Source organism: Pantoea ananatis LMG 2665, from assembly GCF_000710035.2.
Lineage (GTDB): Bacteria > Pseudomonadota > Gammaproteobacteria > Enterobacterales > Enterobacteriaceae > Pantoea > Pantoea ananatis.
In genome coordinates this window covers 973,719-999,961 of the sequence record NZ_JMJJ01000005.1, presented here as the reverse complement: position 1 = coordinate 999,961, position 26,243 = coordinate 973,719, and the positions used below count along the sequence as shown (strand labels likewise).

Here is a 26,243-nt window from a genome sequence, read left to right as displayed (position 1 = left end):
ATTGCGTGGAAGTTTATAGCAATGAGAACGAACAGGTTGATGCGCTGCGTCGCTTTTTCGCCAACAACGGTAAAGCCTTAGCCGTAGGCGTGGTTATCGGGATTGCTGCACTGGGCGGCTGGCGCTACTGGTCCAGCCATCAGCAGGATTCCGCGAAAACTGTATCGGCAGAATACCAAAAAGTCACCCGTGCGATGCAGGCCGGTAAGCCAGAAACCCTGGAAGCCGTCAACACGTTCGCCAGCGAAAACAGCAATACTTACGGTGCCCTGGCGGCCCTGGATCTGGCTAAGCAGTATGTCGACAGCGATCAGCTGGACAAAGCCGCTACCTTGCTGCAAAACGGATTGAAAGATACTAAAGATGCCAACCTGCAGGCGGTTATCAACCTGCGCCTGGCACGCATTCAACTGCAACAGAATCAGGCTGATGCGGCACTTAAAACCCTTGACAGTGTGAAGGGTGATGGCTGGACAGCCATTGTCGCTGATATCCGAGGCGAAGCGCTGCTCAGCAAGGGCGATAAGCAGGGCGCGCGCGATGCATGGAGCAAAGGCGTAGAATCTGACGCGTCTCCTGCACTGAAGCAAATGATGCAGATGAAGATGAATAACTTAAGCTAAGCCAGTCAAGAGAGAGCGCATGGAATTACGTAAATACCTGCTGCCGGGGCTGATCTCAGTCACCTTGCTCAGCGGTTGCTCGCTGTTCAGCGGCGAAGAAGATGTAGTGAAAATGGCCCCATTGCCGAAGGTGGAAAACCAGTTTACGCCTCAGACGGTATGGAGTACCGGCGTGGGTGATGGTATCGGTGATTTTTACTCCAACCTGCACCCCACCTGGCAAGACGGCACCGTTTATGCTGCTGACCGCTTTGGTATCGTAAAAGCGCTCGACGCGGCCGATGGTAAAGAAAAATGGAAAGTCGATCTCTCTGAGAAAACCGGCTTCTTCTCGAAAAACCATTCTGCCATGCTGTCCGGCGGCATCACCGTGAGCGGCGATCGCCTCTATATTGGCAGCGAACGCGGGCAGGTCTATGCACTGAACACCAGCGATGGTGCCATTGCCTGGCAGGCGAAAGCGGCGGGTGAAGCCCTGTCGCGTCCTGTGGTCAGCGATGGTCTGGTATTGATTCATACCAGTAACGGCATGTTGCAGGGCCTGGATCAGGCCACGGGAGCGGTGAAGTGGACCGTCAACCTGGATATGCCTGCGCTGTCACTGCGCGGAGAATCTGCGCCGTCTGTGGCCTTTGGTGGCGCCATTGTGGGCGGCGATAACGGCCGTGTCAGTGCCGTTATCCTAAACCAGGGCCAGCTGATTTGGCAGCAGCGTATTTCACAGCCCAGCGGCGCAACGGAAATTGATCGCCTGAGCGATGTGGATACCACGCCGGTCATTGTCAACGGCGTGGTCTATGCGCTGGCTTACAATGGCAACCTGACCGCACTGGATTTACGCTCAGGTCAGATTTTATGGAAACGTGAAATCGGCGGCGTTAAAGATCTGATTGTCGATGCGGGTCGCATCTACCTGGTCGATCAGGACGATCGTGTGATTGCGCTGAATGCGGATGGCGGTGTCGCTATCTGGCGTCAAAGCGAGCTGCTGCATCGTAATCTGACTTCACCGGTTCTCTATAACGGCTACCTTGTGGTCGGCGACAGCGAAGGTTACCTGCACTGGATGAACACCACCGATGGTCGTTTTGTTGCCCAGCAAAAGCTGGACAGCTCAGGCTTCCAGACTGAGCCAGTGGTCGCCAGCGACAAACTGCTGATTCAGTCGAAAGACGGTGAAGTTTACGCCATTACTCGCTAACGGGTAAGTTGTCAGGCAGGGTGGTTCCCTGGCACAACGGCTCCTGATTTCATCAGGGGCCGTTTCGTTTTTAGTCAGGCATGGTATCCTTAGCGCCTTAAGCCTGAACTGAGCGGCTAAAGCCGTTATAATCACGCCATTCGGGCGATTTAATACATTATTGAGGCATTGTTATGGTACCTGTGGTCGCGCTGGTTGGGCGTCCCAATGTGGGAAAATCTACGCTATTTAACCGTTTAACCCGCACACGAGATGCGCTGGTAGCGGATTTTCCTGGACTGACTCGCGATCGCAAATATGGTCGCGCCGAAGTGGAAGGGCGCGAATTTATTGTTATCGATACCGGCGGTATTGATGGCACCGAAGACGGTGTTGAAACGCGCATGGCGGAGCAGTCGCTGCTGGCGATCGAAGAAGCCGACGTTGTGCTGTTTATGGTCGACGCTCGCGCAGGCATGATGGCCGCCGATCAGCAAATTGCAAAGCATCTCCGCTCTCGTCAAAAAGCAACGTTTCTGGTGGCGAATAAAACCGACGGACTGGATCCGGATCAGGCGGTGGTGGATTTCTATTCTCTGGGCCTGGGTGAAATTCACGCTATCGCGGCCTCGCACGGTCGTGGCGTAACCAGCCTGCTGGAAACGGCGCTGCTGCCGTGGATGGAAAAGGTCGATCCGGTTGAGGTCACCGAAGAAGATGAAAACGAAGCTTACTGGGCAGCCTTAGCGGCAGAAGAAAACGGTGAGGAAGAGGAAGAAGAAGACGATTTCGATCCCACAACCTTACCGATTAAGCTGGCGATTGTTGGCCGTCCTAACGTAGGTAAGTCTACGTTGACTAACCGCATCCTCGGTGAAGATCGCGTGGTCGTTTATGACATGCCGGGCACCACCCGTGACAGTATCTACATTCCGATGGAACGTGACGGTCGCGAGTATGTGCTGATCGATACGGCGGGCGTACGTAAGCGCGGTAAAATTACGGATACGGTAGAGAAATTCTCAGTCATTAAAACGTTGCAGGCGATCGAAGATGCCAACGTCGTCATGCTGGTGATTGACGCCCGCGCCGGCATTTCCGATCAGGATCTGTCGCTGCTGGGCTTTATTCTCAACAGTGGACGCTCCCTGGTTATCGTCGTGAATAAATGGGATGGCCTGTCGCAGGAAGTGCGTGACGAAGTCAAAGAGACGCTGGATTTCCGCCTGGGCTTTATCGATTTCGCACGCGTGCACTTTATTTCTGCGTTGCACGGCAGCGGCGTAGGCAACCTGTTTGAGTCCGTTACGGAAGCCTACGACTGCTCTACAAAACGTGTCAATACCTCCCTCCTGACGCGCATCATGAATATGGCGGCGGAAGACCATCAGCCACCGCTGGTTCGCGGTCGTCGCGTTAAACTGAAATATGCCCATGCGGGCGGTTACAACCCACCGATTGTGGTGATCCACGGTAATCAGGTTAAAGACCTGCCGGATTCCTACAAACGTTATTTGATGAACTATTTCCGCCGTTCACTTAACGTGATGGGAACGCCCATCCGCATTCAGTTTAAAGAGGGTGAAAACCCTTACGAAGGCAAACGCAATCTGCTGACGCCGACGCAACAGCGCAAGCGTAAGCGTCTGATGGCGCATATGAAAAAGAATAAGCGTTAATTGATCGAGGGCCAGGTGGCCCTCTTTTTTTTGCCCTAAGATTGCGTTTATTTGCATAGTCGGATGAAAATATGCGCGCAATGTGTGAAAAATGTTATCAACCCCTGGCCCCTGACGAGATCGATCTTATCTGCACCGGGTGCGGTGTTCGTTATCGCTACCAGCCTGTCTGCCCCGACTGCCATCAGCCCCTTGAGCAACTCAAAAGTTGCGGCGCGACCGACTATTTTTGTCATCATAGTCACGGCTTAATTTCCAGACGTCGTCTCACTTACAGGATTTTTCCCGTCTGACGCCTGGCCACTTCAACCTGCAACACATGAAGATCCCAACGCTGCGAACCGTAACGGCGTAAAAATTTGTAGCGAAAATGCTATTGTTTCGTAACAAACCCGTTTAAACCTTCACGGGATAACGTACCAGGTGGTACAATTTTGCCGCGTCATGACGGGGGCGCCCCGTGCGGGCTGTCTCCGGAACACATCATTCATTTCATGAACGCGGGTCCGCTTTAATTGGAATAAAACAACGCTGCTTCTTTTACCTGCAACGTGACCGGCGATGAGCCGGGTCGCGCACAGGGCTGGAGCGGTTTTGTTTATCAGGAGAGTAAGTGTTATGGCTGAAACATCATCTCGATCCGGTAAAGGGTTGAGAATATGGTCCGTGCTGCTCGGGCTGGTGCTACTGGCAACCGGCCTGTTCTTTGCGGTTGGCGGGGGACAACTCGCGACGCTTGGCGGCAGTTGGTATTTTCTGGTTGCAGGCATCGTTACGGTGCTGTCAGCCATTCAGTTTTTCCGTGCGAAATCCTCCGCGGTTGTCCTGTTCCTGCTGGTGTTTGTAGGAACGTTAATCTGGGCCGTCATTGACGCCGGACTGCAATTCTGGCCTCTGGTTTCCCGCCTGATGGTGCCTGCAGGTCTGATGATTCTGGCGTTCATCACCTGGCCTGCGCTGCGCAAGCGCGAAAACAAGCCTTCGCTGGCAAAAGTGTCGTATGCCTTTTCTGCCGTGATTGCCGTAGGCATGGTCGCTACCTTAGTTCAGATGTTTCAGCCCCATCCTACCGTTGCCTCAACCGGTCAGGAACTGCCGCTGATTCCGGTAGATAAGTCAAAGCAACAGCAAAACTGGGATCACTACGGGAATACCGCAGGGGGAAGCCGCTTTGTTGCGCTGGACCAGATTACTCGCGATAACGTGAAAGATCTGCAGGTCGCCTGGACTTATCACACCGGTGATATCCCTGAAAGCCCAACCGGCAATGGCGCTGAAGATCAGCAAACGCCGCTGCAGGTGGGAAATACCGTTTATCTTTGCACCCCGCACAACAACGTGATCGCGGTGGAAGCCGACAGCGGTAAGCAGATTTGGAAGCGTGAGATCAATGCTCAGGCAGAAGTCTGGCCGCGCTGCCGTGGTCTGGCCTATTTTGATGCGACGAAACCGCTTACCCAGCCGACCCAACCGGGTTCTACGCCGGTTCCTGGCGTTACGCTGGCGGCCGGAGACAGCTGCCAGCGCCGTATTCTGATGAATACCATCGATGCGCGCCTGATTGCCATTAATGCTGATAACGGCGAGTTCTGTGAGGATTTTGGTAACCACGGTATCGTGGATCTCAAAAAGGGCCTGGGCGATGCGCCCGATCCGCTTTATCAGCTCACCTCTGCACCCACGATTGCCGGTACCACTGTTGTCGTAGGCGGGCGCGTGGCTGACAACGTTAAAACAGATATGCCTGGCGGCGTGTTACGCGGTTTTGACGTGATCACCGGCCAGATGCGTTGGGCCTTTGACCCGGGCAATACCGATCCGAATGCTATTCTGATGCCGGGCAAGGACTATACGCGGAGTACGCCAAACTCATGGGCGCCGATGTCCTACGATCCGGCCATGAACACCGTGTTTATTCCGATGGGAAGCTCATCGGTTGACCTGTGGGGCGCAAACCGCAACGCACTCGATCATAAATACGGTGCCTCCGTACTGGCACTCGATGCAACAACCGGTAAAGAGAAGTGGGTTTATCAGACCGTGCATAACGATCTGTGGGACTTCGATCTGCCGATGCAGCCGAGCCTGATCGACTTCCCGATGAAAGACGGCAGCACCAAGCCTGCGGTCGTGATCGGCGGCAAAACCGGCATGATCTTTGTGCTGGACCGGATGACCGGCAAGCCACTGACCAAAGTGGAAGAGCTGCCAATGCCGCAGGGACATATCCCTAACGAGCAGTACACTAAAACCCAGCCGCATTCGACCGGTATGCCGATGATTGGTAATCAGACGCTGAAAGAGTCCGATATGTGGGGGGCCACGCCGTTCGATCAGCTTGCCTGCCGTATCGCCTTTAAATCTATGCGCTATGACGGCCTGTTTACCGTGCCGGGCACGGATAAGTCGCTGAGTTTCCCGGGTTCGCTGGGCGGAATGAACTGGGGCAGTATGTCCACCGATCCGAATAACAACCTGTTGTTTGTTAACGACATGCGTTTAGGATTGTGGGTACAGATGATTCCGGTTGATACCAGCAAGGTTTCCCGTGGCAGCAACGGCGGTGAGGCGATCAATACCGGCATGGGCGCCGTTCCACTGAAAGGTACGCCTTATGCGGTGAATAAGAACCGCTTTATGTCACCACTGGGCATTCCTTGCCAGGCACCCCCGTTCGGTACCTTGTCTGCTATCGATATGAAAACGCAGAAAATCGTCTGGCAGGTTCCGGTGGGTACCGTGCAGGATACCGGTCCGTTCGGGATCAAAATGCGCGCGAAAATGCCAATCGGCATGCCAACGCTGGGCGGCACGCTGGCAACCCAGGGCGGCCTGGTGTTTATCGCCGGTACGCAGGATTACTATCTGCGTGCGTTTGATAGCGCAACGGGTAAAGAGGTGTGGAAAGCGCGTCTGCCCGTTGGCAGTCAGGGCGGCCCGATGAGCTACGTCTCGCCGAAAACCGGCAAGCAGTACATTCTGATCTCAGCAGGCGGCGCGCGTCAGTCACCGGATCGCGGTGACTACGTGATTGCTTATGCGCTGCCAGACAGCAAGTAACAGCGATAACGGGTAAAATAAAAGGGCCGCTCGCGGCCCTTTTTTTGTGCTTATTTTCCGTCGCGGAAGAGCGATACCAGCTCCGGCGGGGCCGACTGTTCCGGTATCAGGATCACCACCGTACCGGCCTCACGGCGCGTGGCGTACTGGATCTGAATACGAAAATAGCGCTGATCCCCGCATCCTACCTTAGTGGCTTTATCCTCTGACTCGCCCAGCGGCATCGCCTGCTCCAGCACTTTGCAGACGCGCTGTTTCTCTGGCGCAGGAAGTTCACCTAAGGGAAAACGACGCTCGCTGCGTAAGCCGGGGATAAAAGCAAAGCCACCTTCGCGCGTCACCACAATGGTGGCGTCGTCGGTAAGTTCGGGGAGTTGACTCATAATACGCCTACCTCTTTCCACGCCTGTTCAATTTTGCTGCCGACGGAACGATCAAAGCGCTTTTCACCGTGCTGCACGGTCAACTGTGCAAAGGTTTTGAAGTCAGCATCCTGATGCAAATTATCATCACACAAGGTGTCATACCACGCTTGCCCTGCCTGTTCCCAGGCAAAACCACCTAGTGCTTGTGCTGCCAGATAAAAGGCACGGTTAGGAATGCCAGAGTTCAGGTGCACGCCGCCGTTGTCTTCTCGCGTTTTAATATAGTCGTCCATATGGCCCGGTTGCGGATCTTTACCCAACATTGGGTCGTCATAAGCGGTGCCGGGGTGCGACATCGATCGCAAGCCTTTGCCATTGATGCCTTTCGCCAGCAGGCCTTCACCAATAATCCAGTCGGCCTTATCGGCAGTCTGTTTTTTACTGAACTGCTTCACCAGGGAGCCAAAGACATCGGACATGGATTCATTTAGCGCGCCAGCCTGTTCAAAATAGATCAAACCGGCTTCGGTTTCTGTGACACCGTGCGATAACTCATGCGCAACAACATCGATAGCGATAGTAAAACGGTTAAAGATCTCACCATCGCCGTCGCCGAACACCATCTGCTGTCCGTTCCAGAAAGCGTTCTGATATTTTTCACCATAGTGAACGGTTCCCGCTAATTTCAAACCGTTATTGTCCAGAGAATTGCGTTTATATATCTGCCAGAAGAAATCGTGTGTGACGCCAAGATAGTTCCAGGCCTCGTCGGCGGCAACGTCACCATTTGAAGACTGGCCTTCTTTACGCACCAGGGTTCCCGGCAACGTTTCTTTGTTTTTGGCATCATAGATTTCACGCTCAATCTTCCCGGCCTGCGTGGTTTTCGGCGCAGCCGTCTTTTGCCAGTGCTCCGCCATCAGGTGCTGAACGTGGGTGAGGGTACGGCGCGCCTGCTCCTGCTGATGACCGGAACCGTGGGCGATAATCTTACGGAGAATATAGGGAGGGATAACGCTGAAAGCCATTGTAGACTCCTTGGCACGAGGGATGTACCAGGAAGTATAGTTAAGAAATGCTTTTCTTTCGTTTCGGTTTTTCGGGAATAAGCTGCGTGACCTGACTTTCTACCCAACCATCATCGAGACGGGTACGCAGTAAATCGCCTGTGCTCACCTGACGCGTTTTCTTCACCACCTGGCCAGCGTTGTCGGTCGTGACGCTAAATCCACGCGCCAGCGTGGCTAACGGACTGACGCCTTCCAGCTGGGCCGCAAGCTGACCGAAGCGGTTTTTGTCACGGTTAAGCAATTTTTCCATGCTTTGTTGCAGGCGATATTGCCAGCTTTGTAGGCTTTTTTGCGCCAGATACAGGCGCTGCTGTGGCTGCTGCTGCGCCAGGCGCTGTGACAGGCGGTCCTGCTGGCGAGTGACATTGCGAAGCCGCTGTTCCATCGCCTCGCCCAACCGCTGCTGCAGGCGAAACAGTGCGGTTTGCTGGCGGGCCAGACGCAGTTGAGGATGCTGCTGCTGCAGGCGATGATCCAGGCGACTGAATACCCGCTGCTGGCGCGCCAGATAATAATCCATTGCCATCTCCAGCCGCTGCTGCTGTGACTGCAGCTGGCGCAGGAGTTCAAGTTGATTACGGCTGACAATCTCTGCCGCAGCGGAAGGCGTTGGCGCGCGCAGGTCAGCAACAAAATCGGCAATGGTGACGTCGGTTTCATGGCCAACCGCGCTGACCACGGGAATGCGACTGGCAAAAATCGCACGCGCAACGCGCTCGTCATTAAAACTCCACAGATCTTCCAGCGAACCGCCGCCGCGACCCACGATCAGCACGTCGCATTCGGCACGTTGGTTCGCAAGCTCAATGGCGCGCACGATAGCGGCAGGCGCATCTACACCCTGAACGGCAGTGGGATAAATCACAACGGGCAGTGAGGGATCGCGACGATGCAGCACGCGCAGAACATCGTGCAGGGCTGCACCCGTCGCAGAGGTGACCACGCCAACCTGCTTAGCCGGCTGTGGTAAGGGCTTCTTGTGTTCGGCTTCGAACAAGCCTTCCTGCGCCAGCCTGGCTTTCAGTTGCTCAAACTGCTGCTGTAGCAGGCCTTCACCGGCGGGATGCATACTTTCAATAATCAGCTGATAATCGCCGCGCGGTTCATAGAGTGTGATATTTGCGCGAACCAGGACCTGCTGGCCGTGCTGGGGACGGAACGTCACACGACGATTACCGTTACGGAACATGGCGCAGCGGACCTGGGCGCCATCATCTTTCAGGGTAAAGTACCAGTGGCCAGAAGCGGGCTGGGTGAAATTGGAGATCTCGGCGCTGAGCCAAACCAGGCCCATCTCATTCTCCAGCAGCTGACGCACTGTCGTATTGAGACGGCTGACGGTAAAAATATTGGCGTTTGGCGGCAGCGACATGTGACGAAGATCAAATTCCAAATCAGTAGGTTAATCAGTCGATACTACATTGCTGATTGCGCGGATCAAGACTTTTTCTCAAATAATAGTGGAGGCAATCGATTACGGCCTGTATAATGCCGCGGCAATATTTTATCTATTCTCACGCACCCGAGGTGGAGTATTGCCATGTTAAGAATCGCTAAAGAAGCACTCACTTTTGACGACGTCCTGCTCGTTCCTGCACACTCCACCGTCCTGCCGAATACGGCCGATCTCAGCACTCAGCTGACCAAAAACATTCGTCTGAATATTCCCATGCTTTCTGCTGCAATGGATACCGTGACCGAAGCGGGTCTGGCTATTGCGCTGGCGCAAGAGGGCGGTCTGGGCTTCATTCACAAAAATATGTCGATTGATCGCCAGGCAGATGAAGTGCGTAAGGTTAAAAAGCATGAAAGCGGCGTCGTCACCGAACCGCAGACCGTGTTGCCCACCACTACGCTGGCGGAAGTGAAAGAACTGACCGAACGCAACGGCTTTGCCGGTTACCCGGTCGTGAACGCGGATAACGAGCTGGTGGGCATTATCACCGGTCGCGATGTGCGCTTCGTCACCGATCTTACCCAGCCCGTGACGGCCGTGATGACGCCAAAAGAGCGCCTGGTGACGGTGAAAGAGGGTGAAGCCCGTGATGTCGTCCTGCACAGAATGCATGAAAAGCGCGTAGAAAAAGCGCTGGTCGTGGATGACAGCTTCCACCTGCTGGGTATGATCACCGTTAAAGACTTCCAGAAAGCCGAACGTAAACCTAACGCCTGTAAAGATGCGCAGGGTCGTCTGCGCGTCGGTGCGGCTGTAGGCGCCGGTGCGGGCAACGAAGAGCGCGTAGATGCGCTGGTTGCTGCCGGTGTGGACGTACTGCTGATTGACTCGTCGCATGGCCATTCAGAAGGCGTACTGCAGCGTATCCGTGAAACCCGCGCTAAGTATCCTGACCTTGAAATCGTCGGCGGCAACGTTGCAACAGGTGCGGGCGCGCTGGCCCTGGTTGAAGCTGGCGTGAGCGCAGTTAAAGTCGGTATCGGCCCGGGCTCCATCTGTACTACGCGTATCGTTACCGGTGTGGGTGTCCCTCAGATCACCGCCGTTTCAGATGCCGTGGCTGCGCTGGAAGGCACCGGCATTCCGGTTATCGCGGACGGCGGTATTCGTTTCTCTGGTGATATCGCGAAGGCGATTGCCGCAGGCGCATCCTGCGTCATGGTGGGATCGATGCTGGCAGGGACCGAAGAATCACCGGGTGAAATCGAACTTTATCAGGGCCGCTCTTTTAAATCCTACCGTGGAATGGGCTCGCTGGGCGCCATGTCTAAAGGTTCGTCGGATCGTTACTTCCAGACCGACAACGCTGCTGACAAGCTGGTGCCAGAAGGTATTGAAGGCCGCGTGGCTTATAAAGGCCGCCTGAAAGAAATCGTGCATCAGCAAATGGGTGGCCTGCGTTCCTGCATGGGCCTGACCGGCTGCCAGACCATTGATGATCTGCGTACCAAAGCCGAATTCGTGCGCATCAGCGGCGCGGGCATCAATGAAAGCCACGTGCACGACGTGACCATCACCAAAGAGTCACCGAACTACCGCATGGGTTCATAACCCCGTAAGATTTCCCGCCCGGCAACAGCCGGGCGCTTTACTTTAAGTCACCGTTCTGGAAACCCCTCAATGACGACGGAAAATATCCATAAGCACCGCATTCTGATTCTCGATTTTGGTTCTCAATATACGCAGCTGGTTGCGCGCCGCGTACGTGAGCTTGGCGTGTACTGTGAACTCTGGGCCTGGGATGTCACCGAAGAGCAGATTCGCCAGTTCAATCCAAGCGGCATCATTCTGTCTGGCGGCCCGGAAAGCACAACCGAGCATGGCAGCCCGCGCGCGCCTGACTATGTGTTCACGGCTGGCGTGCCGGTTCTGGGTGTTTGTTATGGCATGCAGACCATGGCGATGCAGTTGGGCGGCAAGGTGGAAGGATCCAACGAGCGTGAGTTTGGCTATGCGCAGGTTGAAGTCAACACGGCAAGCGCCCTGATTCGCGATATTGAAGACGCCATCAGCGCAGCCGGTAAACCGTTGCTGGATGTCTGGATGAGTCACGGTGACAAAGTGACCGCTATCCCTGCTGACTTTGTTACCGTTGCCAGTACAGAGACCTGTCCATTTGCCATCATGGCGAACGAAGAGAAACGCTTCTACGGCGTGCAGTTCCATCCGGAAGTGACGCATACGCGTCAGGGGCTGCGCATGCTGGAACGTTTTGTTATCGATATTTGTGAATGTGAAGCGCTCTGGACACCGGCAAAAATCATCGAAGATGCCGTCGAGCGTCTGCGCGTGCAGGTCGGCAACGACAAAGTGATTCTGGGCTTATCTGGCGGTGTGGATTCGTCAGTGACCGCCATGCTACTGCATCGCGCCATCGGTAAAAACCTGACCTGCGTATTCGTCGATAACGGCCTGCTGCGTCTGAACGAGGCCGAGCAGGTGCTGGACATGTTTGGCGACCATTTTGGTCTGAACATTGTTCACGTTGATGGCGAAGCGCGTTTCCTGGACGCCCTGGCCGGGGAAAACGATCCGGAAGCGAAGCGTAAAATCATCGGCCGCGTCTTTGTTGAAGTCTTTGACGAGCAGGCACTGCGCCTGGAAGACGTGAAGTGGCTGGCGCAGGGTACCATCTACCCTGATGTGATCGAATCGGCTGCCTCTGCTACCGGTAAAGCGCACGTGATCAAGTCGCACCACAACGTCGGCGGCCTGCCGAAAGAGATGAAGATGGGCCTGGTCGAGCCGCTGCGCGAGCTGTTTAAAGACGAAGTGCGCAAGATCGGTCTGGAGCTGGGCCTGCCTTACGATATGCTCTATCGTCATCCATTCCCGGGGCCAGGCCTTGGCGTGCGCGTACTGGGTGAAGTGAAGAAAGAGTACTGTGACCTGTTGCGTCGTGCGGATGCCATCTTTATTGAAGAGCTGCATAAAGCCGATCTCTACAACAAAGTCAGCCAGGCCTTTACCGTGTTCCTGCCTGTACGTTCTGTTGGCGTTATGGGCGATGGCCGCAAGTATGACTGGGTCGTTTCACTGCGCGCGGTAGAAACCATCGACTTCATGACCGCCCACTGGGCGCACCTGCCGTACGACTTCCTGGGCCGCGTGTCCAACCGCATCATCAACGAAGTTAACGGTATTTCCCGGGTGGTTTATGATATTTCCGGCAAGCCACCGGCGACGATTGAGTGGGAATGATTTAGCGTCCGGCTCAGACCGACAGTAAGCAGTGTAAAACGAAGCCCGCGTTATGCGGGCTTTTTGCATTTTAGCTCCCGCATTGTCTGGCCGATAGTCGCTTCGCCGGAACGGCGAGGGATATCACTGAATTTCGCCTGCAAAATGAGTTCGCGTTGAACAGCGCACGGCGCTGAAGCGAACTTAGGATCTACGCCAGGCGGCAGGCAGGAGACGTACGACGCGAAGCTCGGTGACGACAATCCCCACCAGGATTAGCGCCGCTCCTGCAAGTCTTTCCGGCGGCAAACGATCGCCCGCGAGAAAATAACCAAAAATCCCACTAAACACAGGTTCGCAAATCAGTATCAGGGCGACCTTTTCCGGGGCCAGCACAGCCTGAGCACGATTCTGAATGGCGTACGCCAGGGCTGTTGCGAACAGGGCCAGTGACAGGATTGTTAATGCTGTCGGCAGCGAGTGAGGTAAAGAAAACTGGTCACGGGCGACGCTCCATAACAAAGAAAGCACGCCAACGATGCCGAGTTGTATCGATGTTGATGCCAGGGAAATATCAGGCGTTGTGAAAGTCGACACGATGACGATGTGTACGGCGAAGCACACCGCACAACCCAGAATAAGTAAGTCACCATAGTGCACCCTGAACCCGTCAAGGCTGAGTAAGCCAAGCCCAAACACGGCAATGGCGGTTCCTGCTGCCTGTTTAGCACTGGGGCGTCCTCTGCCGATGAGATAGATACACAACGGCGTGAAAACGGTGCACAAGCCTGTGATGAAGCCGGCATTGGAGGGCGTTGTGTAAGCTGTGCCGGATGTCTGTAGGGAAAATGCAGCGAAGAGCACGATGCCCGCCAATACCGCACTCACCCAGTCACGTGGCTTCAGGTGGCGAAAAGAACGGATCGAAAAGGGGAGAAGCGCGAAAGCCGCCAGGGTAAACATCCACGCGTTCAGGGTGGATGCGGCCATGAAGCCCAGCGTGTCGTGCTTCGCAACGAAGCTCCAGCCCCACACAGCCGTGACGGCTAAAAGCGCGATTGACCAAAGGATGCGATATGACATAGTTGTCCCTTAGGCAGGCATTTATACCGAATGCCTGGCCCAGAATTGTATGTCAGCGGTACCCAAAGCGGCTTACGATAATTCAGTAAAAAGATCCTGGCAATCCTTAACGCTGTTCCTGCGGCGGCTATCCGAAATTTCAACTGTTGATGACGCGAAGTAGCGAGTTAGAAGGGGGCAGTACAAGGTGCCAGCAACCGGGAATTTGATAAGGTCAGGGTTCTGTGGCTGGTGGTGGTCGGGATGAGCAATGAGCAGACGTTGATAACATTACTGCCGCGCTACAAGCCTGCTTAACGGCGGGTTTTTCCTTTTACTTGTCGAAGGCCGTTTTTGGGTGAAGGCATAAATACTTGCGCGGAGTGGAGAAGGGTGATCGCGCCCTGATGCCTGTCAGCCTTTAAGCCAGAAAAAAATCAGCCGGTGCTATCCGGCTGATTTTATTTACCGCATGTCTGCATGAACAAAAAAATATGAATCCGCTGTCGGGCGATGTTTACTTAAGGTGTTCCTTCAATTCCGCTGACGCCTGGCCAATCGCCGTACGCACGGTAGGCTCTTTACTCAACGCATTCAGCAAACCAAAGTCGTGGATCATGCCGTTATAGCGGGTCACCGTCACCGGTACACCGGCGGCATCCAGCTTACGTCCAAAGGCTTCACCTTCATCGCGCAGCACGTCGAGTTCGGCAGTCTGAATCAGCGTTGGCGGTAAACCGGCCAGTTGCGCCTCAGTGGCACGCAGCGGAGAAGCCAGAATGTTATTCCGATCTTTATCTGACGTGGTGTAGTTATCCCAGAACCACTTCATCATGTTCCGGGTCAGGAAATAGCCATTGGCGAATTGCTGATAAGACGCATCATCAAAATGGGCATCGGTAACGGGCCACAGCATCACATCGTAACGAATCGCCGGGGTTTTATGTTGTTTGGCCTGCAGCGCGACGGCGGCCACCATGTTGCCTCCCACGCTGTTACCGACCAACGCCAGGCGCTTACCGTCAACGCCAATTTCCGCACCGTGCTCGGCTACCCATTTAGTCGCTTCATAAGCCTGAGTAATCGCGACCGGATAATGGGCTTCTGGTGATGGCTCGTAATTCACAAATACCGCCGCAGCGCCGGATTCGTTCACAAGGTCTCGCACCAGACGTTCGTGCGTCGGGAAGTCACCCAGCACCCAGCCGCCACCGTGGAAGAACATGAATACCGGGAGCACGCCAGTTGCGTGTTCGGGTTTAACAATCGTCAGTTTGAGCGGCTTGCCCAATGCTGTGATGGTTTTTTCAGAAACCTGTGCGGGTGGCAGTGTGGCACCTTGCTGCGCGCCGGTGAGTACCGCGCGTGCTTCTTTAGGCGTTAAGGTCTCGATGGGCTTACCGCCGCCACTGTTGAGAGCTTTAAGAAAGGCGGCGACGCCAACGGTAGGTTCAGGCGCATTCTCCACAGGGCTGGCCCATGCTGATGTGATCTGGCTGGCTAACAATAAAGCACCTGCGGTGAGTTTCACGTTCATTTTGATTTCCTTGTGTTTGCGATTAAGTAGTGCGCTATTTAGTTTGGCTAAGATGGCAGGTATTTCTTAAGTTGTAAACTACTAAATAGTGCGCTATTTAAATTTCATGGCTGACGCGAGAATAATGCTGATGGCGAAAAAGCGCGGGAAGAGGCGTGGCGTCTGTATTGGATGGCATTTTTTACGATTTACCCGTGGGTTAATCAATTTCGTGCCAGTTGTTTTTTTGAGCGCTACACTCATCTCTGAACCGCAACGCTGTCAGCTTGTAAAACAGCCTGTGTGTGTCCATTTCACGGCATGATAGCGACGGGCAATCAGGCTTTTTGATGACTCAAACTCAAGGACTGAATTAACCATGTTTAAGCGTCTTCTCTCTTCTCTGCGCAATAAAAACCAACCCGCCGATACCGCACCAGACGAGCCCGCTCAAGAACGGGAGATGATTGTTGCTTACGATGCTCATGGACAGGAAATGCACATTGCACGCAATGAATGGCGTGAGAAGGTCTTTCTGCCGGATCTGGAAAAGAAGTGGGATGATGCGGACGCCTTGTACACCGCGATTCTGATGGGGTTGAAAGACGCCTTTGCTTCCGATCTGGCTGCGGCAGCGGAGCGCCTGGTGGACATTGACCGTAATCCTGAACGAAGTCATACCCTCCACGGCATTGTACTGATGGAAACAGGCCACCTGGATGCGGCAGAACAAACCCTGCGAGAGGGAATGGATAAATCAGGCGCGACAGGAACCTTACTCACCAATCTGGCGAAAGTCTTTGCCGAGCGCGGTGAGGACAAACGGGCAGATGACACGCTCTGGCAGGCTATTCAAACCGATCCGAACCTGGATAACGGCTTACTCTGGTGGGTGAGCATTCAGCGCGAGCGCGGAGGCGAGGGCGCTTACATTGAGGGATTGCGCAGCGTTGCCGCGATGCCGGGAAGCTGGCGAGCACAGCTCTGGATGGCCCGTTTTTATCTGGAGCATAACGAAACCGACAAGGCTCGTGGACTTTATGAAGAGGTGCTGTCGGGTGGACGGTACGATGCTGAGGCGCTGTATATGATCTCTGGCGACCTGGGGAAAAATGGCGAGATTCCGCTTCTGATTTCGCTGGTTGCGCCCCATTACGATGTTCAAAAGCACGATCCTATGGCCGGTATAAATTTATTGCAGGCTTATCTTGAGTTGGGGCAGACGGATCAGGGGCTCACGCTTCTTAACCAGCTGTATGCACTCAATTTTGCCCCGATCAAGCAGCATCTTGATTATTACAGACAAGCGTTTGAAGAGAAACGCCGCCAAACGGAACCCGTTCAGCAGGTGGCGCCTGATGATGTGAAAATCACAACGTTATCCGTTACGCAGCCCATTTGGCATTACGGCTTATGCAAAGCCGACTGGCTGTTTAACCAAAAACCTGAAGAGACAGCGAAGATCGGTTTCTTTGCGTTATCAAAAATACCGGATGGCACCGCAGCCCAGGGCATACAGCGCGAAGATGAGCTTGGCCGACTGTCGCGTGCAATTCCGCTCTATCTCGCTGAAGCCGTACATTACTGGAGTGATTATGCGGCGTGCACCTATTTTCTGATGGCGGAGGGCCACGGTCCTGTTCTCACTGGCCAACCGATGGTGGGTGAGGATATTTATGAGATCCTGCCGCCTGACATGAAGTATGTGGTGACGGGGGAAATTGGCTGCACTGGCGAGGGCGAACAGCGTCGTTGGCAGATTGCGTTGTCGCTGTGGAACTGTACCACGCGCAGTAAACAGTCGACTGAAACTGAAGAGGTAACGGATGCCGGGTTAGGCAACGTGATGCAGGCGTTGGAGCAAAAATTACTGATGCAGGCCGGCCTGAAGCGTGAACAACCACTGGATGCCTTTTATCAACGTCCTCCGGCTGACGCGTTGCCTGTCTATCTGACCGGGCTGGGGCAATCGTTAATGCTGACGTTGCTGGCTAACCAACAGGTTCCGTATTCGGAGGTCTGGAATGAGCGCGCCATGTTGGACTGGCCGCTGAATATTCTCCGTCACTGGCCATCTCTGACTGCCGCTAAAATCATTTATCTTTCCGGGTTGGGCAAAGCTTTCGATTATCACTCGGAGGCACTGCCGGGCTACCAAACATCCAGCCTGGAATTGCTGAGAATGGAGAGCAGTCAAAGCAGCGTGATTGCAGGACTCGCGCCGCTGATGTGGAAAATATTTGGCATCGAAGGTGAGATAAACTCACGCAGCCAACCTGTCGCGCCGGAGGCGCAGCAGCGCTATGAAGCGTGGTTGCAACGTGTAGCGGAAAAGGCGATAACAGGCTAGTTTTCAGACGGCGGGTTCAAGATAACCTATGCTGTTGTTGAAATAGCCAGGCATGAAATGCATCTGGGATCTGTTATCTGCTTCGAGCATGGGTGAAGTGCAGGCTTCGCGTGCCTTCGGGATTGGCTCTGACGCCTTCTGTACTGACCGCAAAGCAGAGGGCAGCCCAGACCGGTCGCGCGCTGAATGCGCGCGGCGAGTATCCCTGCTTGCTTCCTGAGCCTGAGTCGAGGCGGGTTTCAGGCTGGCTGATTCTGCGTATAGCCCGCCTCTTAGCATACTGGTGGTGACAGCCATCACGGCCCCTTGACGTTGCGTGATGGCGGGCGTTGCGTCTGCAGCCACTCACCAGCGTGAGCAAATATTGCGATGACATCGCAGCATAGTTAGTGAATACAAACCTTCTATTTCATTGCAAAATCATCCCTTATCTTTTACCTGCAGGAACCGCGATGCTGCCTCTGAAAATCTTCAGTCTCTGTTTTCTCACCGTGATTTTGCTGTCGCTTGCGGCCAGCCTGGCACAAGCCACTCATGGCAACAACGCTACCGGCCAGGGTGGCTGGGCAACGGCCCGAAGGGATTCGGCTGGTGTCGCGCCCGATCCACAGGCCAACGCCAGTCAGGCCATCGTTCAGGTCTATGCCGCACCGACATACGGCTGGAAAGGCGCTATCGCGGTGCACCCGTGGATTATCTTTAAACGTGCAGGTGAAAGCCGCTATACACGTTACGAAGTCATTAGCTGGGGGAGCGGCGATAAGGTAAGACGTAATTCATCGTTGCCTGACGGCTACTGGTACGGGGCAAAACCGCGGCTGTTGGTCGAGCATCGTGGCCCGGATGCGCAAAAGCTGATCCCGCAGATTGAAGCCGCCATAAAATCCTACCCCTGGCCCACCACCTATCGCGCCTGGCCCGGGCCGAACAGTAATACCTTTATGGCGCACATTGGTCGCAATGTGCCGGATCTCAAGCTTGATCTGCCTGCCAACGCCCTGGGAAAAGACTACCGGCCATTATGGCGCCCCGTGGGCTTGCCGCCGTCAGGTCGTGGGGTTCAGGTATCAATACTTGGCGTCGCGGGCATTACGCTGGGGGTGGAAGAAGGGGTTGAAGTGAATCTTTTGGGACTGAGCGCGGGGATAGGCTTTGCGCCGTTTCGGCTAAGACTGCCTTTTATTGGCGGTTTAGGAAAAAATAATCTGCAGGAAAATAAAATCTGACAGCCGTTTGGTGGATGACGCGGCAGGCGAAACAGGTTACCCGAGTGTTGGGTTGCCGCGTAACCCCACTTCGGGTTGTCTTAACCGTTACGGTCTGCCTGAGTCACATCATCCGTTTTAACAGACGCCAAAATCGCCATCTTCATGGTAGAGATTTACGCTGTCCGCGTTAACTTCGATTTCTTTTTGAGTGGCATCGTCCACGCGAGCGCACCACAGCGTTTCTCCTTCGGCACGTAGCACCACCATTTTGGGGCCGCCCGTTTTCGATTGTACCAGGTCATCAGTTTTAAACATATTTCCTCCGTTGTGAGTATTGATTTTAGTCCATCACGCCAGACTGACACTTTTTTGCGTAACCTTTTCCATTTTAGCCGCAACCTGTTTTACCTGCTGCCCGACAACCCCCATGCTGCTCATCTACCGCATTAAGCATAAATGAGTTGTCAGTTGACAACCTATTAAAAACAAGGAATGATATGCACCATGGTGGACAGAAAGCGACATCCCAGCAAAGAGATTGAAGCCGCATTATGTTACGCAGAGTTCCATGGGGGGCTGGTGGTTGCTAAGGGCCATCACGCATGGGGCAAAATGTACTGCCCGGCAAATCTGTCGGCGTGCCGCTGTGGTGAATACTGTCTGACCTGTATCTGGCGCACCCCGAAAAGCGCGCAAAACCATGCCAAAGCGCTGCGGCGCGTGGTAGACAACTGTATCGCCACCCGTGAGTGGAAAAAGAGGGAAGGATTATGACGGACTATCATTTCACCCTGCGGTTTGAACTGCCTGAATCAGCCAAATCCATCGACGCACTACTGGAAAAGCTGGCAGAGGCAGGATGCGACGATGCGCTGGTCGGTGCCGGTGTGGCAGGCAAGCTGGCACTGGAGTTTACGCGCAAAGCAGATTCGGCGAGCCACGCACTCGGCAGTGCGATAAAGGATGTGCAGTCTGCCATTCCGGGCGCAGTCATGGTTGAAGCCGCACCTGACTTTGTCGGCTTAACCGATGTCGCCGATCTTATCGGCGTATCCCGTCAGAACATGCGTAAACTGATGGTCACGCACAGCAAACAGTTCCCGCTACCGGTTCACGATGGCAAAACGGCCATCTGGCATTTAGCCGATGTGCTGGAGTGGCTGGCGCAGCGTAATCACTACCAACTGCCTGCGGTCACCTGCGAGCTGGCACAGGTGACGCGTCGGCTTAACGTGATGGGATCCCTGCAGCGCTACGGTTATCAACATTCGTGATCAGTGCGGTATCAGAAAGATTGTCGCCAGGCCCAGAAAAATAAAGAAACCACCAGTATCGGTGATGGCGGTAATCAAGACGCTTGAGCCCACGGCGGGATCGCGTTTCATTTTCGTCATGACCAGCGGCACCATGACACCCATAACCGCAGCCAGCAGGAGATTCAGCACCATCGCCAGCATCATGACGCCGCCCAGCGCCATGTTATCGTACATGAGCCAGGTCACTCCGCCCATAATGGCGCCCCAGAACAGGCCGTTAATCAAAGCGACGCCGAGTTCACGCATAAACAGGAACGAAAAGTTCCCCGGCTCAACCTGATGCAGGGCCAGGGCGCGAACAATCATGGTGATGGTCTGATTACCGGTGTTCCCACCTATCCCGGCAATAATCGGCATGAGCGTAGCAAGGGCGACAATCTGCGAGATAGTGCCTTCAAACAGACCAATGACGCGCGAGGCAATAAATGCCGTACATAAATTGATTGCCAGCCATGCCCAGCGGTTGCGCACGGATTTGCGCACTGGCGCGAAAACATCTTCTTCCTGACTGATCCCACCCATTTTTCGGATATTGCTTTCGTTCTCTTTGTTAACCAGATCAACAACATCTTCAATGGTGATGCGGCCGATGAGTTTACCCTGCGCGTCAGTGACCGCCGCTGAGATCAGGTTGTAACGTTCAAAGGCACTGGCTGCATCTTCGGCTTTATCATCAAGCTGAAACGTGGTGGGATGCGAATTCATCACGTCGCTCACCATGGTCTTGGGTTTGTTCAGCAGAATAGCGGTTAACAGCAATTCGCCCAGTAGTTGGTTGTTTTCATTGGTGATAAAGATTTTGTCTGTACCGTCTGGCATGCTTTTGCCTTTCCGCAAAAAGCGCTGCACTGTGGCTAAGGTCACATCCTCGCGCACCGTGAGGATATTGAAGTCCATAATCCGGCCCACGCGATCCCAGTCGAACTGCATCACGCTCAGGATGCGGGCGCGCAGGTTAGGCTCAAGCGAGGTCAGCAGGCGTCCGGTGAGGTCGCGTGGCAGGTAACGTACCAGCCAGGCCTGATCGTCAATGTCCAGGGGTTCCATAGCCTGCAGGATGGCGCGATCGCTCATCTCTTCGGTCAGGCTGTCCCAGACGGTTTCAGAGGCTTCAACCAGCACATGACCGCGTTTCTCACCCGGTACCAGGCTCCAGAGTGCCAGACGCGCTTCTTCAGGCAAGGCTTCAAGAATATCGGCAAGGTCAGCGGCATGAAGCTGGCTGATGTCTTGCTGCAGAATTTCACGATTTATCGCATTTTCACGTTGCTGCTCAGCGGTGAGATGGCTGGCTTTATCCAGCAATTCATCCACCAGATCGTGCTCATTGAGCAGCAGCGTCAGAATACGATGACGAATTTCACTTAAACGTTGAGTGTGTGAGGCAGACACATTGCATCCCTATAGTCTGAAAGCACTTGCACGAAGTGTAGCGTTTTGACCGAAAAAGGGATGTAAAAAATGGCGCTGATGCAGGGGATCGCGCGTCGATTAATCAGGTTATGACATCTTATGATTAACGGCTGTCAGAAAGCGTGGTGATCGCCGGAGGCGAGTCGGTTTGTTTTTGCTGATGATGCTCGAAAGCCGCGGGCAGGATAAAGATGAGGCGACTAAGCAGAATGATAAAACTGATGAGTAAAACAATCCGCGTCATGCTGACGCTTTTTTTACGTCTTCGTGGAGAAAGGGCGCTGTTCACGCAGTGTAATTCCTGTAAAAACCCAAGGCGGGCGACAGCAATATTTAGTCACAGTCGCCCGCTGAAATCAACCGCTGTTTAAAAAAAATACAACAATGTTAATAACTGGCTTTCTGCGCCAGGAGCGTCGCAAACCGGCAGTTTATCCGGTTGCCATTTTCATCTTTGCGGTGTAACTGACCCCAGTTTTCGTTGTACTTCACAATGTGCCAGTTGCGATAATAATGACTTAACTCGCCGGATTTAAAGGCAAAAGGGAAGTCCGACGGACAGGGGGCATCCTCGGTATTCATGGCGGCAACAATCAGGTTGAAGCCATTTTTCACGGTGCAGGCCTGCATATCGGCAATCAGCTGGGGGATAGTTTCCGGCTGTAAAAACATCATCACCACCGTAGAGATCGCCAGCTGGTACGCCCCGTTGAAACGCACCTGGTTTAAATCCTGCTGCGCCGTATGAATGCCGGTCAGCCCTTCAGCGGTAATAATCTGATTCAGGCGTGCCAGGCTTGCCGGATTATGGTCCCAGGCAGTCACTTCGAATCCATGTTGATTCAGAAACAGCGTGTTGCGCCCGCTTCCGCATCCCAGGTCAAGCGCTTTGCCGGGCGTCAGCTTAGGCAAGGCGTCAACCACTTCAGAATGGGTGGGCGTTAAGCCGTAGGTATCGGCAAAATAATGTTCAGTTCGTAATGTCATCGTCATCGGTTCGGTGATGCGGGCAGTCAGTGCCCGCACGATCAGGCTTCTGCGAGAATCAGTTTCCAGCCGGTTACTTCATCCCAGTAGGTTTGCTCACGCTCAAGGTCGAGTTGCACCAGGTTATTCTGACTGAAATAGCCTGCCGGAAAAGTGAGCGTCCAGTGGCCGTCATCGCAGGTGAGTTTTAACGCGTCCGGACGAGTCGTGGCCTGGCGCTGGTTATTCAGCAAGGTCCCCAGACGAAGCAGAAAGATAAGGGGCAAAAACTGCTTCTTCTTAAACAGCGTCACGCGCGGCAGTTCATCTACCTTCACCGCTTTACGGTGAAATCTGACCAGCGCCGCCAGTAGCATTTGCTGATCCTGATTAAAGCCTGGCAGATTGGTGTTCTGCAGGATATAGGCTGAATGGCGCTGTAAACCACTGTGATTGATGGTCAGCCCCACCTCATGCAACATGGCTGCCCATTTCAGTAGCGCAGCCAACTGCGGATTCGCCAGTTTGGGATTTTGATCGCGCCACTGCAGATAGAGCTGTTCCGTCGTCTCCAGTACGCGTCGAGCCTGATCGCTGTCGATGGCGTAGTGATTCGCCAGGCTCTGAGCCGTACGGCTGCGAATATCCCGATGGCGGAAACGGCCTTCCATTTCGTACAGCACACCTTCACGAAGTGCGCCATCACTCAGCGTCAGTTCACGGATAGCCAGCGCGTCAAAGACGCCGCAGAGAATGGCCAGGCCCGGAACGAACACGCTTTTACGCTCCTCAGACAGGCCCGGCAGGCTCAGCGCAGCAAAGGACTTGTGCTTAATGACTTCGTCATACAGTTTCGTCAGGCGCTCAGGGGTAATCAGCTTCTCTTTCTCACCCATCGCCAGCAGCACCTCACAGGCGGCTTTGATGGTGCCAGACGCGCCCAGCGCATATTGCCAGCCGTGCAGACGGTACTGCCAGGCCAGCGTTTCCAGCTTCTGCGTGGCGGCCAGGCGGGCGCGACGAAAGTTCTCAACGCTGATTTCACCGCCGGGAAAATAAAGCTGGGCAAAACTCACGCAGCCCATGCGACGGCTTTCTACCAGCTGCGGCTCAAAATCTTCACCGATCACTAATTCCGTTGAACCGCCACCGATGTCGATGACCAGCTTGCGGCCTTTTTCCGGCTGCGTATGTTCAACGCCCATAAAAATCAGGCGCGCTTCTTCGTGACCGGAAATCACCTCAATCGGGTAAGGAATAACGTCAGCCGCGCGCTGCAAAAAGGTTTCGGCATTCACCGCCTGCCGTAACGTATGTGTGCCCACGATCGTCACGTTGCTGGCGTTAAAGCCCTGCAGACGTTCAGCAAACAGCGCCAGGCAGTTCAGCCCGCGTTCCATCGCCTCTTCGCTCAGGTAATTTTTGGCATCCAGCCCATCGGCCAGATGTACCCGTTGCTTCAGACGCCCCAGAACCTGCAAAGCGCCATCCACCACGCGGGCAATTACCATGTGGAAACTGTTGGAGCCAAGGTCAATTGCCGCAAACTCTTGAGGTTTCGGCGTACTTTTTTGGGAGATAGGCATAGGCGTTATTCAGGTTGTTCCAGCTTCTTAATGTAATCGTAAATGGCCATCTGCGACCGTACTTTACGACGATTACCGCGCTGAACGTACTGGTTAGTCAGCTCTTTATCCACAACACGTGCTTTAACGGTGTCGCTAAGCTGAATAGCAATAATGTCCAGGATGCGCTGCTTTATCTGTGGATCAAGGATCGCCACGGCCACTTCGATGCGATAATCAATGTTACGCGTCATCCAGTCCGCGGACGAAAGAAACACTTTCTTATCACCACCGTTTTCAAAAATGTATACGCGGTCGTGTTCCAGGAAGCGGTCAACAATACTGATCACACGAATGTTTTCACTGATCCCGGGCAAGTCTGGAATCAATGAGCACATTCCGCGCACCAGTAAATTAACATTTACGCCAACGCTGGATGCGGTATAAAGCCTGTCTACCAGCCCTTTGTCCACCAGGTTGTTAATTTTCAGCGTAATCCCACTAGGGCGTTTTTGCTGCGCGTTGGCGATTTCGTTATCGATCAAATCATACAACATGCGACGCGAGTTTTGCGGAGAAACCATTAAATGGTCAAAGGTCACCGGGCGATAGGGATTTTCAATAAAGTTGAAGACCCGACGCACTTCATTGGTGATACGCGCATCGGCAGTTAACAGGGAATAGTCCGTGTAAAGGCGTGCCGTTTTTTCATTGAAGTTACCCGTACCAATGTGGGCGTAGCGCACGATCTCCTCGCCTTCCCGGCGGGAAATCAAAAACAGCTTGGCGTGAATCTTCAGCCCGGGCGCGGAGAAAATAACGTGTACACCGGCTTCCGTCAGGCGTTTTGCCCAGTAAATATTGGCTTCTTCGTCGAAACGGGCCTGCAGCTCGACTACAACGGTCACCTTTTTCCCGTTATAGGCGGCATGAATCATCGCATCCATAATGCGCGAATGCTTGGCAACGCGGTAAATATTGATTTTGATCGCCAGCACGCTCGGGTCGAATGACGCCTGACGTAACAGTTCAAGAACATGCTCGAAGGTGTGGTACGGATAGTAAAGCAGCACGTCGCGATTACGAATGGCATCGAAACCGTTGCGGAAACCGTCAAAGCCAATATGGCGGATTTGCGGCATCGGCCGGTTAATCAGGTTGTTCTTCCCGACGTTAGGGAAGCCGATAAAATCTTTAAAGTTGTGGTAGCGCCCCCCCGCCAACACGGAGTCGTAATTTGAAATCGACAGCTTGTCGCACAGCAGCGCCACCATCGAATCCGGCATGTCGCGCTGATAAACAAAACGCACTGGTTCAGCGGTCAGACGCTGTTTCAGGCTGGATGACATCAGTTCCAGCAGGCTGGATTCCATTTCTGTCACCAGGTCGTACTCCGCATCACGCGTCATTTTCATCGAATAGGCGTTGAGCGTGTCGTAGTCATAGAAACCTTTAAAAATATCATCCAGACAATACCGCAGGATGTTATCAAGCAGGATCATAGGTTTACGGCGACGGGGAGGTTCGGCTGGCAGATTGATGAAGCGTGGCACTTTATCCGATGGAATTTCCAGCAGGGCGTACTGAATATCCTGACCGCGAATAATTTCAACCGCCAGGTAGGTGTAATCGTCTTTCAGAAACTCGGTTAAATCGGTTTCATGAGTAATCAAAATCGGCGTGATGTGCTGACGCAGCTCATGCTTAAAGTAGTGGCGCAGCCAGCTTTGCTGGTTAGGTGACAGCTGACGTTCGTTTATCAGGAATATTTGATTACGCGCCATCTCCAGCAGCAGGTCGTTATACAGGGCGTCAAATTCCTGATCTGACTTCAGGACGCGCTGTTGGATCTTTTTTAACAAATGGCGTGGCGTGCTGGCGGAGCCTTGCTCTTCGCCAATCAGGATACGGCGTTTCAGATCGGCAAAACGTACCTTGTAAAATTCGTCGAGGTTGTTCGAGTAAATACCTAAAAAACGCATACGTTCAATCAGCGGATTACCTTTATCTGCCGCTTCCTGCAAAACACGTTCGTTGAAGCACAACCAGCTCATTTCTTTTTCGATATAAAGCTTTACCTGACCCATTCTCACTCCGTATGACGGTTGCAGGACTGACGACGATACAGTATCCAATAGCATTATGGCGAGAGTATGGCAGGGTTGTCCAACAGCAAAAGTTGTCTTATCAACCAGCTACGGGCAACATAGCGACTCATTTCCGCCGCATAACCA

The 26,243-nt window shown here is 53.9% G+C and carries 22 protein-coding genes; 11 read left to right on the top strand and 11 right to left on the bottom strand.

Going from position 1 to position 26,243, the window contains the following annotated elements; translation table 11 throughout:
- Positions 1 to 5 precede the first annotated feature (5 nt).
- The 5 genes from EL29_RS12490 to EL29_RS12470 all read left to right on the top strand — a co-directional run bounded on the left by EL29_RS12490 (position 6) and on the right by EL29_RS12470 (position 6,542).
- Positions 6 to 623: a YfgM family protein gene (locus tag EL29_RS12490; RefSeq protein WP_028715466.1), complete on the top strand. Its 618-nt coding sequence runs from the start codon at positions 6 to 8 to the stop codon at positions 621 to 623.
- 19 nt (positions 624 to 642) lie between these two features.
- Entirely contained in the window at positions 643 to 1,824 is a 1,182-nt protein-coding gene (bamB, locus tag EL29_RS12485; RefSeq protein WP_028715465.1) for an outer membrane protein assembly factor BamB, read from the top strand.
- 173 nt (positions 1,825 to 1,997) lie between these two features.
- Positions 1,998 to 3,482, top strand: a complete 1,485-nt coding sequence (gene der / locus EL29_RS12480; protein ID WP_013026730.1) for a ribosome biogenesis GTPase Der — start codon at positions 1,998 to 2,000, stop codon at positions 3,480 to 3,482.
- Positions 3,483 to 3,553: 71 nt separating this feature from the next.
- Complete coding sequence (locus EL29_RS12475; protein WP_071999626.1) at positions 3,554 to 3,775, top strand: zinc ribbon domain-containing protein; 222 nt, start codon at positions 3,554 to 3,556, stop codon at positions 3,773 to 3,775.
- A gap of 325 nt (positions 3,776 to 4,100) precedes the next feature.
- Positions 4,101 to 6,542 carry a glucose/quinate/shikimate family membrane-bound PQQ-dependent dehydrogenase gene (locus tag EL29_RS12470; protein ID WP_028715463.1) on the top strand — a complete coding sequence of 814 codons (2,442 nt, stop codon included), beginning with the start codon at positions 4,101 to 4,103 and terminating at the stop codon, positions 6,540 to 6,542.
- Between the two features lie 50 nt (positions 6,543 to 6,592).
- On the opposite strand, the gene EL29_RS12465 is transcribed toward EL29_RS12470, so the two are convergent.
- From EL29_RS12465 to xseA, 3 genes are read right to left on the bottom strand one after another with little or no spacing between them, the layout of a single operon-like run.
- On the bottom strand, positions 6,593 to 6,925 hold the full coding sequence (locus EL29_RS12465) for a protealysin inhibitor emfourin (protein WP_015699744.1): 333 nt from the start codon (positions 6,923 to 6,925) through the stop codon (positions 6,593 to 6,595).
- Positions 6,922 to 7,935: a M4 family metallopeptidase gene (locus tag EL29_RS12460; protein WP_013026727.1), complete on the bottom strand. Its 1,014-nt coding sequence runs from the start codon at positions 7,933 to 7,935 to the stop codon at positions 6,922 to 6,924. The genes EL29_RS12465 and EL29_RS12460 overlap by 4 nt, the downstream gene beginning before the upstream one ends.
- A 40-nt stretch (positions 7,936 to 7,975) precedes the next feature.
- Complete coding sequence (gene xseA / locus EL29_RS12455) at positions 7,976 to 9,349, bottom strand: exodeoxyribonuclease VII large subunit (protein WP_028715462.1); 1,374 nt, start codon at positions 9,347 to 9,349, stop codon at positions 7,976 to 7,978.
- A gap of 168 nt (positions 9,350 to 9,517) precedes the next feature.
- On the opposite strand from xseA, the gene guaB reads away from it, so the two are divergent.
- Together guaB and guaA are read left to right on the top strand one after the other, a co-directional pair.
- Positions 9,518 to 10,984 carry an IMP dehydrogenase gene (gene guaB / locus EL29_RS12450; RefSeq protein ID WP_013026725.1) on the top strand — a complete coding sequence of 489 codons (1,467 nt, stop codon included), beginning with the start codon at positions 9,518 to 9,520 and terminating at the stop codon, positions 10,982 to 10,984.
- Positions 10,985 to 11,053: 69 nt separating this feature from the next.
- Complete coding sequence (gene guaA, locus EL29_RS12445; protein WP_013026724.1) at positions 11,054 to 12,634, top strand: glutamine-hydrolyzing GMP synthase; 1,581 nt, start codon at positions 11,054 to 11,056, stop codon at positions 12,632 to 12,634.
- A gap of 183 nt (positions 12,635 to 12,817) precedes the next feature.
- Here guaA and EL29_RS12440 read toward each other — a convergent pair whose 3' ends face one another.
- Together EL29_RS12440 and EL29_RS12435 are read right to left on the bottom strand one after the other, a co-directional pair.
- A complete protein-coding gene (locus tag EL29_RS12440) occupies positions 12,818 to 13,696 on the bottom strand; it encodes a DMT family transporter (protein WP_014594304.1) in 879 nt (292 codons plus the stop codon).
- 496 nt (positions 13,697 to 14,192) lie between these two features.
- Complete coding sequence (locus tag EL29_RS12435; protein WP_015699747.1) at positions 14,193 to 15,212, bottom strand: alpha/beta hydrolase; 1,020 nt, start codon at positions 15,210 to 15,212, stop codon at positions 14,193 to 14,195.
- Between the two features lie 358 nt (positions 15,213 to 15,570).
- On the opposite strand from EL29_RS12435, the gene EL29_RS12430 reads away from it, so the two are divergent.
- Together EL29_RS12430 and EL29_RS12425 are read left to right on the top strand one after the other, a co-directional pair.
- Positions 15,571 to 17,541: a tetratricopeptide repeat protein gene (locus EL29_RS12430; protein WP_028715461.1), complete on the top strand. Its 1,971-nt coding sequence runs from the start codon at positions 15,571 to 15,573 to the stop codon at positions 17,539 to 17,541.
- A gap of 452 nt (positions 17,542 to 17,993) precedes the next feature.
- Entirely contained in the window at positions 17,994 to 18,767 is a 774-nt protein-coding gene (locus tag EL29_RS12425; RefSeq protein WP_028715460.1) for a DUF3750 domain-containing protein, read from the top strand.
- Between the two features lie 117 nt (positions 18,768 to 18,884).
- Here the strand turns inward: EL29_RS12425 and EL29_RS12420 are convergent, their stop codons facing one another.
- Entirely contained in the window at positions 18,885 to 19,064 is a 180-nt protein-coding gene (locus EL29_RS12420; protein ID WP_013026715.1) for a GDFGVC terminal motif YodC-like protein, read from the bottom strand.
- A gap of 189 nt (positions 19,065 to 19,253) precedes the next feature.
- On the opposite strand from EL29_RS12420, the gene EL29_RS12415 reads away from it, so the two are divergent.
- A complete protein-coding gene (locus EL29_RS12415; protein ID WP_028715459.1) occupies positions 19,254 to 19,523 on the top strand; it encodes a hypothetical protein in 270 nt (89 codons plus the stop codon).
- Positions 19,520 to 20,023 (top strand): helix-turn-helix transcriptional regulator, encoded by a 504-nt coding sequence (locus EL29_RS12410; RefSeq protein ID WP_028715458.1) that lies wholly within the window; start codon positions 19,520 to 19,522, stop codon positions 20,021 to 20,023. Before EL29_RS12415 ends, EL29_RS12410 begins: the two co-directional genes overlap by 4 nt.
- On the opposite strand, the gene mgtE is transcribed toward EL29_RS12410, so the two are convergent.
- From mgtE to ppk1, 5 genes are all read right to left on the bottom strand, one after another.
- Positions 20,024 to 21,457 carry a magnesium transporter gene (gene mgtE, locus EL29_RS12405; RefSeq protein ID WP_028715457.1) on the bottom strand — a complete coding sequence of 478 codons (1,434 nt, stop codon included), beginning with the start codon at positions 21,455 to 21,457 and terminating at the stop codon, positions 20,024 to 20,026.
- A 124-nt stretch (positions 21,458 to 21,581) separates the two neighbouring features.
- Complete coding sequence (locus tag EL29_RS12400; RefSeq protein WP_028715456.1) at positions 21,582 to 21,767, bottom strand: YfgG family protein; 186 nt, start codon at positions 21,765 to 21,767, stop codon at positions 21,582 to 21,584.
- Positions 21,768 to 21,865: 98 nt separating this feature from the next.
- A complete protein-coding gene (tehB, locus tag EL29_RS12395) occupies positions 21,866 to 22,504 on the bottom strand; it encodes a tellurite resistance methyltransferase TehB (RefSeq protein ID WP_013026710.1) in 639 nt (212 codons plus the stop codon).
- 2 nt (positions 22,505 to 22,506) lie between these two features.
- Complete coding sequence (gene ppx / locus EL29_RS12390) at positions 22,507 to 24,030, bottom strand: exopolyphosphatase (protein WP_014594297.1); 1,524 nt, start codon at positions 24,028 to 24,030, stop codon at positions 22,507 to 22,509.
- Between the two features lie 5 nt (positions 24,031 to 24,035).
- On the bottom strand, positions 24,036 to 26,096 hold the full coding sequence (gene ppk1, locus EL29_RS12385; RefSeq protein WP_014605285.1) for a polyphosphate kinase 1: 2,061 nt from the start codon (positions 26,094 to 26,096) through the stop codon (positions 24,036 to 24,038).
- Between the last annotated feature and the right edge of the window lie 147 nt (positions 26,097 to 26,243).

Excerpts from the sequence above, each read along its gene's own strand:
- bamB (WP_028715465.1), top strand. The coding sequence starts at position 643 with ATGGAATTACGTAAATACCTGCTGCCGGGGCTGATCTCAGTCACCTTG.
- der (WP_013026730.1), top strand. The coding sequence starts at position 1,998 with ATGGTACCTGTGGTCGCGCTGGTTGGGCGTCCCAATGTGGGAAAATCT.
- EL29_RS12475 (WP_071999626.1), top strand. The coding sequence starts at position 3,554 with ATGCGCGCAATGTGTGAAAAATGTTATCAACCCCTGGCCCCTGACGAG.
- EL29_RS12470 (WP_028715463.1), top strand. The coding sequence starts at position 4,101 with ATGGCTGAAACATCATCTCGATCCGGTAAAGGGTTGAGAATATGGTCC.
- EL29_RS12465 (WP_015699744.1), bottom strand. The coding sequence starts at position 6,925 with ATGAGTCAACTCCCCGAACTTACCGACGACGCCACCATTGTGGTGACG.
- EL29_RS12460 (WP_013026727.1), bottom strand. The coding sequence starts at position 7,935 with ATGGCTTTCAGCGTTATCCCTCCCTATATTCTCCGTAAGATTATCGCC.
- xseA (WP_028715462.1), bottom strand. The coding sequence starts at position 9,349 with ATGTCGCTGCCGCCAAACGCCAATATTTTTACCGTCAGCCGTCTCAAT.
- guaB (WP_013026725.1), top strand. The coding sequence starts at position 9,518 with ATGTTAAGAATCGCTAAAGAAGCACTCACTTTTGACGACGTCCTGCTC.
- guaA (WP_013026724.1), top strand. The coding sequence starts at position 11,054 with ATGACGACGGAAAATATCCATAAGCACCGCATTCTGATTCTCGATTTT.
- EL29_RS12440 (WP_014594304.1), bottom strand. The coding sequence starts at position 13,696 with ATGTCATATCGCATCCTTTGGTCAATCGCGCTTTTAGCCGTCACGGCT.
- EL29_RS12435 (WP_015699747.1), bottom strand. The coding sequence starts at position 15,212 with ATGAACGTGAAACTCACCGCAGGTGCTTTATTGTTAGCCAGCCAGATC.
- EL29_RS12430 (WP_028715461.1), top strand. The coding sequence starts at position 15,571 with ATGTTTAAGCGTCTTCTCTCTTCTCTGCGCAATAAAAACCAACCCGCC.
- EL29_RS12425 (WP_028715460.1), top strand. The coding sequence starts at position 17,994 with ATGCTGCCTCTGAAAATCTTCAGTCTCTGTTTTCTCACCGTGATTTTG.
- EL29_RS12420 (WP_013026715.1), bottom strand. The coding sequence starts at position 19,064 with ATGTTTAAAACTGATGACCTGGTACAATCGAAAACGGGCGGCCCCAAA.
- EL29_RS12415 (WP_028715459.1), top strand. The coding sequence starts at position 19,254 with ATGGTGGACAGAAAGCGACATCCCAGCAAAGAGATTGAAGCCGCATTA.
- EL29_RS12410 (WP_028715458.1), top strand. The coding sequence starts at position 19,520 with ATGACGGACTATCATTTCACCCTGCGGTTTGAACTGCCTGAATCAGCC.
- ppx (WP_014594297.1), bottom strand. The coding sequence starts at position 24,030 with ATGCCTATCTCCCAAAAAAGTACGCCGAAACCTCAAGAGTTTGCGGCA.
- ppk1 (WP_014605285.1), bottom strand. The coding sequence starts at position 26,096 with ATGGGTCAGGTAAAGCTTTATATCGAAAAAGAAATGAGCTGGTTGTGC.